Source organism: Neisseria musculi (assembly GCF_014297595.2).
Taxonomy (GTDB): domain Bacteria; phylum Pseudomonadota; class Gammaproteobacteria; order Burkholderiales; family Neisseriaceae; genus Neisseria; species Neisseria musculi.
In genome coordinates this window covers 2513886-2526105 of the sequence record NZ_CP060414.2, presented here as the reverse complement: position 1 = coordinate 2526105, position 12220 = coordinate 2513886, and the positions used below count along the sequence as shown (strand labels likewise).

General features: G+C 50.4%; 10 protein-coding genes and 1 tRNA gene. 7 read left to right on the top strand and 4 right to left on the bottom strand.

The features are described 5' to 3' along the window. Window positions 1-70: 70 nt before the first annotated feature. From H7A79_RS13030 to H7A79_RS13020, 3 genes are all read right to left on the bottom strand, one after another. Complete coding sequence (locus tag H7A79_RS13030; RefSeq protein WP_187000480.1) at window positions 71-718, bottom strand: alpha-ketoglutarate-dependent dioxygenase AlkB family protein; 648 nt, start codon at window positions 716-718, stop codon at window positions 71-73. Between the two features lie 115 nt (window positions 719-833). Beyond that, window positions 834-1505 (bottom strand): methylated-DNA--[protein]-cysteine S-methyltransferase, encoded by a 672-nt coding sequence (locus tag H7A79_RS13025; RefSeq protein WP_246407940.1) that lies wholly within the window; start codon window positions 1503-1505, stop codon window positions 834-836. Further along, complete coding sequence (locus H7A79_RS13020; protein ID WP_246407938.1) at window positions 1418-1675, bottom strand: AraC family transcriptional regulator; 258 nt, start codon at window positions 1673-1675, stop codon at window positions 1418-1420. The genes H7A79_RS13025 and H7A79_RS13020 overlap by 88 nt, the downstream gene beginning before the upstream one ends. A gap of 188 nt (window positions 1676-1863) precedes the next feature. Between H7A79_RS13020 and H7A79_RS13015 the strand changes: the two genes are divergently transcribed. From H7A79_RS13015 to rplT, 7 genes are all read left to right on the top strand, one after another. Beyond that, a tRNA-Val gene (locus H7A79_RS13015) sits at window positions 1864-1940 on the top strand. A gap of 111 nt (window positions 1941-2051) precedes the next feature. After that, a complete protein-coding gene (thrS, locus tag H7A79_RS13010; RefSeq protein ID WP_135034483.1) occupies window positions 2052-3959 on the top strand; it encodes a threonine--tRNA ligase in 1908 nt (635 codons plus the stop codon). Window positions 3960-4715: 756 nt separating this feature from the next. Next, window positions 4716-6254, top strand: a complete 1539-nt coding sequence (locus H7A79_RS13005) for a site-specific DNA-methyltransferase (protein ID WP_434968554.1) — start codon at window positions 4716-4718, stop codon at window positions 6252-6254. Window positions 6255-6365: 111 nt separating this feature from the next. Further along, window positions 6366-8990 carry a restriction endonuclease gene (locus H7A79_RS13000; RefSeq protein ID WP_187000479.1) on the top strand — a complete coding sequence of 875 codons (2625 nt, stop codon included), beginning with the start codon at window positions 6366-6368 and terminating at the stop codon, window positions 8988-8990. Window positions 8991-9145: 155 nt separating this feature from the next. Then, window positions 9146-9667, top strand: coding sequence for a translation initiation factor IF-3 (gene infC / locus H7A79_RS12995; protein ID WP_214646434.1), 522 nt, complete (start codon window positions 9146-9148; stop codon window positions 9665-9667). 143 nt (window positions 9668-9810) lie between these two features. Next, a complete protein-coding gene (gene rpmI, locus H7A79_RS12990) occupies window positions 9811-10008 on the top strand; it encodes a 50S ribosomal protein L35 (protein WP_135034486.1) in 198 nt (65 codons plus the stop codon). A 12-nt stretch (window positions 10009-10020) separates the two neighbouring features. Next, entirely contained in the window at window positions 10021-10377 is a 357-nt protein-coding gene (gene rplT, locus H7A79_RS12985; protein ID WP_135034487.1) for a 50S ribosomal protein L20, read from the top strand. A gap of 352 nt (window positions 10378-10729) precedes the next feature. On the opposite strand, the gene ubiD is transcribed toward rplT, so the two are convergent. After that, a complete protein-coding gene (gene ubiD / locus H7A79_RS12980; RefSeq protein WP_135034488.1) occupies window positions 10730-12208 on the bottom strand; it encodes a 4-hydroxy-3-polyprenylbenzoate decarboxylase in 1479 nt (492 codons plus the stop codon). Window positions 12209-12220: the final 12 nt, after the last annotated feature.

Below are 12220 nucleotides of genomic sequence, written 5' to 3'. Positions count from 1 at the left end.
TGAGCAGGGCGCAAAACTGCCCACTTTTGAATGGCGGCGGAGTGAAAGCGCGAAATGCGGTAACGGAAAATCAGCCGCTTCGCTGCATTCCCATTTTCAATATGGTGCGGAAGGTCAGGTTAATGCGCGGCCGGCTTATTTTGGTGCTCCTCATCACCGCGTGCAGCCAATGGCTTTGCGTTTCGCCGCGCATCACAATCAACTGCCCGTGTTCGAGCATCAGTTCGCGCTTTTCGCCCGTACGTTTATGTTTGAACGCAAATTTGCGCGTGGCACCGAAACTCACCGAGGCAATCACGGTGTTGCGCCCCAACTCTTTTTCATCATCGCTGTGCCAGGCCATGCCTTCGAGGCCGTCTGAATAAAGGTTGAGCAGGCAGGAATTAAACACGGTGGGGCTGACGGCGGCCAGCCGTGCTTCTACCATGCATTTGATTTCGGGCAGCACGCCGCTCCACGGCAGGGCGGTGCGGGTGATGCCCGAATAAGTGTAGGCAAACGCACCATCGCCATACCACGCTACTTTGCGCGCGGTGGTGATGCGGCGGCCGAAAACCACGGCTTCATCGTACCGCCACGGAATATCGCGCAACAGCGCATCCAGCAGGGCATCGGCACGGGGAGCGGCGAAAATCACGCCGTAATCGTTCACCATGCCATCATAAGGCAGCAGGTTGGCTTGCGGCTGCGGCGGTGTGTCGAATAAATCCAAGTTCATCTCAATTCCTTACTTGCCGGTTGAAACCCCGCCATTTGGGCGGACAATTAAAACAGGAGGGACGCAGCCCTTTCTGTTTCAGGGCAATACATAGAGCGGTGCTTTATGTATTGCCCTATGTGTTGAAACATGCGGTGCGTTCCAATTCTTTGGCCAACAAAGCCATTTTGCGTCCGCGCTGCCAGCGGTAGCCGCCGATGATGCCGCTTTCGCGAATCACGCGGTGGCAGGGAATCAGCACAGCCACGGGGTTGCTGCCGATTGCGCTGCCCACGGCGCGGGCGGCCCGCGCTTGACCGATGTCGGCAGCCAAACCGCTGTAACTTTTCAGACGGCCTGCAGGAATCTGCAACAGGGCCTGCCACACTTTGAGCTGAAACGGCGTGCCTTTCAAATGCAGCGGTATGGTTTGTGCAGTCTGCCCGCCCAAGGCGGCCAAGGCTTTTTCGTGCAGCGGATGGGCAGCTTCGGTAAGCCGTGCCTGCGGGTATTCGGCAGTCAAATCCTGCAAATCCTGTTCGCGGTTATCGGCAAAGGCGAGCCGGCAGATGCCTTTCGGGGTGGCGGCCACCAACACGTCGCCGAACGGGCCGGGCGCGAAAGCGTAGCAAATCTCAAGCCCTGCGCCGCCGTTTTTGTATCCGCCCGGCATCATGCCTTCGATGGACACAAACAAGTCGTGCAAACGCGAGCGGCCGCTCAAGCCGCTCTCGAACGCGGCCGTCTGAACGCTGCCCTGCCGTTGCAGCACGCGCTTAGCATTTTCGATGCTGATATATTGCAGCATTTTTTCGGGCTTACACCTGCCCAGCTTTGAAACTGGCGCTGCAAATGCGCCGGGCTGACATGAACGTGTGCCGCCACTTCTGCCAATGCGGGCTGTTCGCGGAAATGGTCGTAAAGATATTCGATGGCCGCAGCGATGCGGGCAAATTGCAGGGTGTTGGTGTTTTTCATTATGCTATGTTCCGGTGTGTATGCGGCTTGCAGTGGTTATTGTAGCGGCTGCGGCGCAAACCGCAGCCCGATTCTTGCGCAGTTGCGGTGTGCTTTTCAGACGGCCTGTCCGCTCCGCACGGGCTGGGCAAACTTGTAAAAACATGCAAAGCCCCATATAATCCACCGCTTCACGAAATTCGATTTTCAGGTATGTAGCTCAGTTGGTTAGAGCACCACCTTGACATGGTGGGGGTCGTTGGTTCGAGTCCGATCATACCTACCAATATCGCCGACAACAAAAGCATGCCCGCCCGGCTGCTTTTGTTGTTTCTTTACATCTGTTTTCTATGCGGCAGGCCGTCTGAAAAGGCTTGCCGGTTTCGGAGTGTTTTTGATGATTAATATTACCTTGCCCGACGGCACCGTCCGTCAATACGAAGCCCCTGTTACCGTGGCGCAGATTGCCTCGTCTATCGGCGCGGGGTTGGCCAAAGCCACGGTGGCCGGCAAGGTAAACGGCGTGCTGCGCGATGCGGGCGATCCGATTAACGAAGATGCCGCCGTGCAAATCATCACCCCCAAAGACCCCGAAGGCTTGGAAATCATCCGACACTCGTGCGCCCACTTGGTCGGCCATGCGGTGAAGCAGCTCTACCCCGATGCCAAAATGGTGATAGGCCCCGTGATTGAAGACGGCTTTTATTACGACATCGCCACCGAAAAACCGTTCACCCCCGAAGACATGGCCGCCATCGAAGCGCGCATGAAAGAGCTGATTAACCAGGATTACGATGTTGTCAAAGTGATGACCCCGCGCGCCGAAGCCATCAAAACCTTCACCGAGCGCGGCGAAGCATACAAACTGCGCCTGATTGAAGATATGCCCGAAGTCGAAGCCATGGGGCTTTACCACCATCAGGAATATGTGGATATGTGCCGCGGCCCGCACGTGCCCAACACCCGCTTTCTCAAAAACTTCAAACTCACCAAACTGGCCGGCGCCTACTGGCGCGGCGACAGCAACAACGAAATGCTGCAACGCATCTACGGCACCGCCTGGGCGGGTAAAGAAGATTTGAAAGCCTACATCACCCGTATGGAAGAAGCCGAAAAGCGCGACCACCGCAAACTGGGCAGGCAGCTTGATTTGTTCCACCTGCAGGACGAAGCCCCCGGCATGGTGTTCTGGCACCCGCGCGGCTGGACGCTGTGGCAGGTTATCGAGCAACATATGCGCCGCGAACTCGAAGCCGCAGGCTATCGGGAAATCAAAACCCCGCTGATGATGGACAAAGCCTTCTGGGAAAAATCCGGTCACTGGGAAAACTACCAGGAAAACATGTTTGTTACCGAGTCGGAAAAACGCACCTACGCCGTCAAACCGATGAACTGCCCCGGCCACGTTCAGATTTTCAACCACAGCCTGCGCTCCTACCGCGACCTGCCCATGCGCCTGGCCGAATTCGGCTCCTGCCACCGCAACGAACCTTCCGGCGCCCTGCACGGCCTGATGCGCGTGCGCGGCTTCGTGCAGGACGATGCCCACATCTTCTGCACCGAAGAGCAGATCACCCAAGAAGCCAAAGCCTTTAACGAGCTGGTGATGAAAGTCTACAAACAGTTCGGCTTTGAAAATGTGTCGGTCAAACTTTCGCTGCGCCCCGAAAAGCGCGCCGGTGCCGATGAAATCTGGGACAAAGCCGAACAAGGCCTGCGCGATGCCCTCACCGCCTGCGGCATCGAGTGGCAGGAACTGCCCGGCGAAGGCGCGTTTTACGGCCCCAAAGTCGAATACCACATCAAAGACGCCATCGGCCGCTCGTGGCAGTGCGGCACCATCCAGCTCGATTTTGTGCTGCCCGAACGCCTCGGCGCAGAATACGTTACCGAAGACAACGGCCGCGCCCGCCCCGTGATGCTGCACCGCGCCATTTTGGGCTCGATGGAACGCTTTATCGGCATTCTCATCGAAAACCACGCCGGCTCTTTCCCCTTGTGGCTTGCCCCCGTGCAAATGGTGGTGATGAACATCACCGAAAAGCAGGCCGGCTACTGCCGCGAAGTGGCAGCAAAACTCAAAGCCGCCGGCTTCCGCGCCGAGCTTGACCTGCGCAACGAAAAAATCGGCTACAAAATCCGCGACAACAGCCAATACCGCTACCCCTACCAAATCGTAGTGGGCGAAAACGAAAAAGAAAACGGCCAAGTGGCCGTGCGCCGCAAAGCCGAAGACTTGGGCAGCATGAAGATAGAAGACTTTATCGCCGTCCTGCAGCAGGAATTGGCACAAACTTCCGCCTAAGTTTCTACATACCGCGCAAACCGCAGGGCTTGACAAGCAAACACAGTTGCCATACCGGGCGGAGCCGTTTCAGACGGCCTGCTTTAACGGAAAAACCCTAAAACAAGGAAAATCTGCCTGCCGTACAAATACTGATCTCAAGTTGCAGGCTGAAAGTTTTAAAAACACCTTAAGGCCGTCTGAAAACAGCAGTTTGGCATCATACAAACTGCTGTTTTTAAACCATAGTATATTTAATGGATTTCTGATGCCAAGCAGCTGGCGGCAGGCAAAAAGAGAATGGGGCAAAAAGCAGCAACGCCGCATCAAAGCAAGTGGTTTATTATATTTTCTTGAAACACAAAGATAAGGGTAAAGTCATGGCAACCGAACCGAACCGAACCGAACCGAACCGAACCGAACCGAACCGAACCGAACCGAACCGAACCGAACCGAACCGAACCGAACCGAACCGAACCGAACCGAACCGAAATTATACACGAATTAGAAAATAATTACAATAAAAACAACCTATTAAAACTAAAATCTCTGTTTCCAGAAGTGTTTGGCGAAAACCAAATCGACTGGGAAAAACTCAAACTGGTTCTCGGCGAAGACAATCTTTGCGCCGACAACGAACGCTATCATCTCAATTGGGCGGGCAAAACCGCCGCCTACCGCGCCCTGCAAACGCCGACATTCAATACCCTGGTTCCCTGCAAAAGCGAAAGCGTGGATTTCGACACCACGCAAAACGTGTTTATCGAAGCCGAAAACATGGAAGCGCTGAAAATCCTGCAAAAATCCTATGCAGGCAGCGTGAAAATGATCTATATCGACCCGCCGTACAACACCGGCAGCGATGCCTTTATTTATCCCGATAAATTTTCCGAAACTCGCGAAGAATACGCCCGCCGCATCGGCGACAAAGACCAAAACGGCTACCTGAAACGGGACGGCGTATTCCAGGGCGCATGGCGCAAAAACAGCAGAGACAACGGCCATTACCACAGCAACTGGCTCTCCATGATGCTGCCGCGCCTGCATCTGGCCAAAACGCTTTTGCGCGAAGACGGTGTGATTTTTATCTCGATTGACGATAACGAACAGGCGCAATTGAAACTGCTGTGTGATGAAGTGTTTGGGGCAGAGAATTTTTTTGCAGATATGATTGTTATTCGTTCAGAAGGTGGAGGATTGGCAAAACGAGTAATTAAAGGGCATGACAATTTAATTGTATATACTAAAAATTTTCCTTGCTTCAAAGGAATTTTTAAACCAAAAGATATTCGTGGGAAGGTTATTCAAAGAGATGGCATTGAATATTGGATAGAGGAAGATTGGTTAAGAAAAGAATTTGGAAAATATGGAACGTTATTATACGAAGAAATTGAGAAAATTAAAGGTATTGATAAAAAACAAGAAATTGATACAGGAATTCTCAATGGGGAGTATATATTAATTCCAAAAGGTCAAAATCATATTGTTGGCAGATTACGCAAAATTGATGAAGATGGGAGTAAATTTTACAGTATTCTTAAACACTTAAATAAAAATGGAGAATCTGATTTAAAAAATATTGAATTAAATAATTTCTTTGATTATCCAAAACCAGTTAGTTTAATTAAAGAATTAATTCAAGGAAGCAGCCTATTTTCAAAAAATGATGGTGAAATTTTTCTAGATTTCTTTTCAGGCAGCGGCACCACCGCCCACGCGGTGATGCAGCTCAACGCCGAAGACGGCGGAAACCGCCGTTATATCTGCATACAGCTTCCCGAAGAAACCGCCGAAAATTCCGAAGCCCGCAAAGCCGGCTTTGCCAATATCGCCGAAATCGCCAAAGAACGCATCCGCCGTGCGGGCAAACAGGTTTCAGACGGCCTGAAAGCAGGCCGAAGCACAGATACGGGCTTTAAGGTGTTCAAACTGGCCGAAAGCGCGTTCAAACAATGGCGCAACCCCGAAAAACGCGATGCGGAAAGCCTGCAAAAAGAGCTGGAACTCTTCCGCGATGTGGTGAAATCTGATGCAGCCACGGAACAGACGGCCTACGAACTCGCCTTGCGTTTAGGCTTCCAACTTACCGACCCGATGCAGTTTTCAGACGGCACCGTATGGCTCAACGATGCGGCAGGCTTGCGCAAAACCGCGCTGCTGCTGGAAACGGTAAACGAGGCTTTGCTGTATCAGATATTGGCGCAATCGCCGCAAAAGGTGTTTGCTTTGGACAAGGCGTTTAACGGCAACGATGCGCTGAAAACCAATGCTGCTTTACAGTGCAAAGATGCCGGCGTGGCATTTGAAACACTTTGAGGCCGTCTGAAAGATAAGATCGGATATATCGTTGATTTTGGTGCATCAAGACGCACCCAAACGGTAAATAATCAGGATAGTGCAATAACTTGCACCCTACAGGTAATGGATATGCAGCTTAAATTTGAACACCAGCAATATCAGACCGATGCGGTGGGCGCGGTGGTGCGCCTGTTTGAAGGCGAGCCAAACCACAAGCAATTGTTTGAATTGAACGCAGGCGGAGCATCGCCGGTGGTGGCCAACCGTCTGCATCTGCCGCACAGCGAAATCGGCCGCAATCTGAATGCAGTGCAAAAAGCGTTCAAGCAGCCCGAGACGCAAATCGGCGAGCACGGCTTGAATTTTTCAGTGGAAATGGAAACGGGCACGGGCAAAACCTATGTTTATCTGCGCACGGTTTTTGAGTTGAACCGCCGATACGGCTGGAAAAAATTTGTGATTGTGGTGCCGAGTGTGGCGATTCGCGAGGGTGTGGTGCAGAGCATACGCGCGATGACGGCGCATTTTCAGACGGCCTTCGACAAGCCCGCTTTCCAATTTCATGTGTACAGCAGCGAACGTTTGAATGCGCTGCGCAATTTTGCCGTGAACCATCATATTGAAATTCTGATGATGAACATCGATGCGTTTAACAAAGACAAAAATGTGATCAACCGCGTGAACGAAAGCGGCAATGCCCCGATTCAGTGGATCAGCGGCACGCGCCCGATTGTGATGATTGACGAGCCGCAAAATATGGAAACCGATTTGGCCAAACAGGCAATTGATGCACTGAACCCTTTGTTTGTATTGCGTTATTCGGCCACACATAAAAACCCGTATCATAAAATTTACAGCCTGAACCCGATTGAGGCTTACAACCTGAAGCTGGTGAAGCAGATCGAAGTCGAGCCGGTTTTGGCCAAAAACGATGTAAACGGCGCGTATGTGGTGTTAAAAGGGTTTGTGCCCGGCAAAAAGAAATTGTCGGCTAAAGTGGAGATTCATTATCAAGATAAAAAAGAAACCAAGAAAAAAACGGTAACTATTGCATCGGGTGATGATTTGTTTGACAAATCGGGCGGCAATGAAAGCTACCGGCACGGCTTTATTGTGAACAGATTGGATGCAGAAGCCGCAGAGATGGTGCTGTCTAACGGCCAAATCATCACTTTGGGCGAAGGTGGTGATGCCCTACGCGATGAGGTAATGAAAAAGCAGATTGAGTGCACCATCAAAGAGCATCTGGCAAAAGAAAAACGCCTGAATCCCAAAGGTATCAAAGTGTTATCACTGTTTTTTATCGACAGGGTGGCGAATTACCGCAACGGCGGCAAGTTTGCACGCTGGTTTGAAGAGATTTATGAGCGCGAAACGGGCAAAAGTGCGGCAGGCGCGCACAACGGCTATTTTTCGCAAGACAAAAACGGCGATAAAGACACTAACGGCAGCAGCGCGGCCGATGAAAAAACCTATGATCTGATTATGCGCGACAAAGAAAAACTATTGTCTTTCAACAGCCCGCTGCGCTTTATTTTCTCGCATTCCGCGCTGAAAGAAGGTTGGGACAACCCCAATGTGTTTCAAATCTGCACGCTCAACGAAACCCGCTCGCCGGTTAAAAAACGGCAGGAAATCGGGCGCGGTTTGCGTTTGGCAGTGAACCAGCGCGGCGAACGGGTGCGCGATGAGGGCGTGAACATTCTCACCGTGGTTGCCAATGAAAGCTACGAAAGTTTTGCCGCCAACCTGCAAAAAGAATATGAAGACGAATGCGGCATCGAGTTTGGCAACGGCGGTGCGAAGCCAAGAGCAAAGCGCACGCGCCAGCACTTCCGCAGAGGCTTTACCTTAGACCCTGCTTTTTTGGAAATATGGAAAAAACTGCAGCATAAAACGCGCTATTCGGTGCAATTTGAGCGGGAAAAACTGATTCAGACGGCCTGTGAAAAAATCAAAGAGATGGCGCAGGTGCAAAAACCGCAGATTATGGTGCAGAAAGCGGTAATCCGCCAAACCCAAACAGACGGCATTTGGGGAGAAGAACGCAGCAGCCGGGCAGAGCAGGCCGATATTGATTGGGAGATTCCCGATGTATTGCACGAAATCCAAAAGAAAACCCTGCTGACACGGCAAACCGTGTTCGAGATTCTGCACCGGTCAGGCAGAATCGGCGAAATCGGCAATAACCCGCAGCGGTTTATCGACTTGGCCACCGAGAAAATTCAGACGGCCTTATACGGTTTGATGATGGAGGGCATCGAATATTTCAGGCTGCCATACGATGATTCGGTTTATCAACAAAGCCTGGCCAGCTGGCAGGAATTGGAGCAAGACGGTAAAGAGTTTTTCAAAAACGAACACACATTTGCAATCAATCAGAAAGACGGCAAAAAAAGAGAAAAAACCATTTATGCCGACTATATCCCACTGGATTCCGACACAGAAAACCGGTTTGCCCTCGATTGCGAAAACTACGAAAACGTGAAGTTTTATTTCAAGCTGCCCAAGTGCTTTAAAATCCCCACACCCATCGGCAACTACAACCCGGATTGGGCTTTAGTGATGGAAAACCAGGAAAAAGTGTATTTCGTTGCCGAAACAAAAAATACCGGCAAAGGCATACAGGAAGGTGTGGACATGGATAAATTGCGCGAAACCGAGCAGCAGAAAATCCGATGTGCCGCACGGTGTTTTGCGGTGTTTGACGGAGTAGCATACCGAACAGTAAAAAAAGTGGAAGAATTGGCTTAAATGCAATATGGCCGCAACAACCAACAGCGTGTGCTCGATAATGAGCTTTCCAAGTTACTGAGGAAGCGTTTAAAATAGCGGAATTTAACGTAAGGCTGCATTCTTCGTTTTTTATGGCAGAAGGCTGCAAAAACCAACCCAATACAGGAGACATCATCATCGCACAAGAACGCGAAGCACGAATCAACGGCGAAATCACCGCCAAAGAAGTGCGCCTAATCAGTGGAACCGGCGAACAGCTCGGTGTGGTATCACTCAAAGAAGCTTTGGCTATGGCAGAAGAGCAAGAGGTGGATTTGGTGGAAATTTCCCCTACAGCCAAGCCGCCTGTATGCAAGCTGATGGACTACGGTAAATACAAATACCAACAGGCCAAAAAGCGGGACGAGGCCAAAAAAAACCAAAAACAGGTGCAGATTAAGGAAATCAAATTCCGCCCCGGCACAGATGAGGGCGATTACCAAATCAAAATGCGCAACATCAACCGCTTCTTGGCAGACGGCGACAAAGTGAAAGTTACCCTGCGCTTTCGCGGCCGCGAGATGGCGCACCAACAATTGGGAGCACAACTTTTGGAGCGGGTGAAAGAAGAATTGGTTGAAGTAGGCACCGTTGAACAGTTTCCGAAAATGGAAGGCCGTCAGATGGTGATGATGATTGCGCCCAAAAAGAAATAAAACTATAATCCGAAGCTTGCTTTAAGCTGCCGCGTAAAGAGATTGACACTCTGTGGCAAAAACCGTGGCATCAGGGTTTCAAGTGTTTAAAACAATGTTTTAAAGCCCCTTATGCCTTATCTAATAAGTGAATGGAGTATCCCATGCCTAAAATGAAAACCAAGTCGGGCGCCAAAAAACGCTTTAAAGTACTGGGTAACGGCGGTGTGAAACGCGCTCATGCGTTCAAACGCCATATTCTGACCAAGAAAACCACCAAAAACAAACGCCAGTTGCGCGGTACCGCGATGGTAAACGAACGCGATTTGGCTGCTGTTGCCAAAATGTTGCCCTACGCTTAAGGAGTATAGAAGATGCCACGCGTAAAACGCGGTGTAACCGCACATGCCCGTCACAAAAAAGTATTAGCGCTCGCCAAAGGTTATCGCGGTCGCCGTAAAAACGTCTATCGTGTTGCCAAACAGGCGGTAATGAAAGCCGGTCAATATGCCTATCGCGACCGCCGCCAGCGCAAACGCCAATTCCGCCAACTGTGGATTGTGCGTATCAACGCGGGTGCCCGTGAAAACGGCCTGTCTTACAGCAAATTCATGAACGGCCTCAAACGTGCTGCTGTCGAAATTGACCGTAAAGTTTTGGCTGATTTGGCTGTATTTGACAAAGCAGCTTTTGCCCAACTGGTAGAAAAAGCCAAAGCCGCGTTAGCCTAAGCCCCAATATTTGAATTTCAAAAGGAAACTGCGGTTTCCTTTTTTTATTTTAAAAGCCGTCTGAAAACCAACGGATATTGGTTTTCAGACGGCTTTGTATGCTATAGCTGATTCGCTAAAATGAAGTGATAAGGCGGCTGATCCAGATAGCGCAAGTAGTGGCATCAAGGTAAGCCTATACTGTTACCACCCTCAAAGTAGCTTGGCTATATATAGTGAATAACACAGAAGCAAATAATGCAGTATATTCTGTTTTGCTTTATCCTTCACCGGCAATACACTTGATTGCCGATGCAAAGCAAACGATTGGGAATATGCTTTACCCCTTACAGCCGTGCAACAAACTGTCCAATCACAACCCCAAATCGTGCCACATGGCATCGACTTTGGCCACCGTGTCGGCACTGCGCTTGATGACTCTGCCCCACTCGCGGTCAGTTTCTCCCGGCCACTTATTAGTAGCGTCCAAACCCATTTTACCGCCGAGGCCGGAAACGGGGCTGGCGAAATCCAAATAATCAATCGGTGTATTTTCAATCAATACCGTATCACGTACCGGATCCATTCGGGTGGTCATTGCCCACACTACTTCTTTCCACTCACGGCAGTTTACATCATCGTCTACCACCACAATGAATTTGGTATACATAAACTGGCGCAAAAAACTCCAGCAGCCCATCATCACGCGTTTGGCATGGCCTGTATATTGTTTTTTAATGCTGACTATTGCCATACGGTAGGAGCAACCTTCGGGAGGCAGATAAAAATCAATGATTTCAGGAAACTGCTTTTGCAGCAGCGGCACAAACACTTCGTTCAACGCCATGCCCAGCACGGCTGGCTCGTCAGGCGGTTTGCCGGTATAGGTGCTGTGGTAAATTGGATTTTCGCGCATAGTAATGCGCTCAACTGTGAACACGGGAAAGTAATCTTGTTCATTGTAATAACCGGTGTGATCGCCATAAGGGCCTTCCAGCGCAGTTTCATTAGGATGAATCACACCTTCCAGCACAATTTCCGCGCGTGCAGGCACTTGCAAATCATTGCCGATACATTTCACCAATTCGGTGCGCGATCCGCGCAATAAGCCAGCAAACTGATATTCGCTCAAAGTATCCGGCACCGGCGTTACTGCTCCCAAAATGGTGGCCGGATCGCAGCCCAACACCACCGCAACCGGATATAGAATACCCGGATACGCTTTTTTATAAGCCTGAAAATCCAAGGCACCGCCGCGATGCGCCAACCAACGCATAATCAATTTGTTTTTGCCGATAAGCTGCTGGCGGTAAATACCGAGATTTTGACGTTTTTTATACGGGCCGCGCGTTACCGTTAAACCCCAAGTCACCAACGGCGCAACATCTTCCGGCCAGCAGTGCTGAATCGGCAGTTTATTTAAATCAACCTCATCACCCTCCCAAACAATTTCCTGACACGGTGCTTTTTTCACCACATTCGGAGCCATACTCCAAATATCTTTCAACAGAGGTAGTTTGGAAAATGCATCTTTAATGCCTTTGGGCGGCTCGGGTTCTCTCAAGTAAGCCAGCGTTTGGCCGATTTCACGCAGCTTGGCCACACTGTCCGCGCCCATACCCATCGCAACCCGTTCCGGTGTGCCGAATAAATTGGCCAATACGGGAAAATCATAGCGGCCACCATTAGCGCATACTGCATTTTCAAACAGCAAAGCCGGCCCTTCTGTGCGCAATACACGGTCAGCGATTTCGGTCATTTCCAAATATGGAGAAACCGGTATACTGATGCGTTTTAGCTTATTTTCTTGTTCGAGCTTTTGAATAAAGTCTCGTAAGTCATTATATTTCATTGACATTATTTT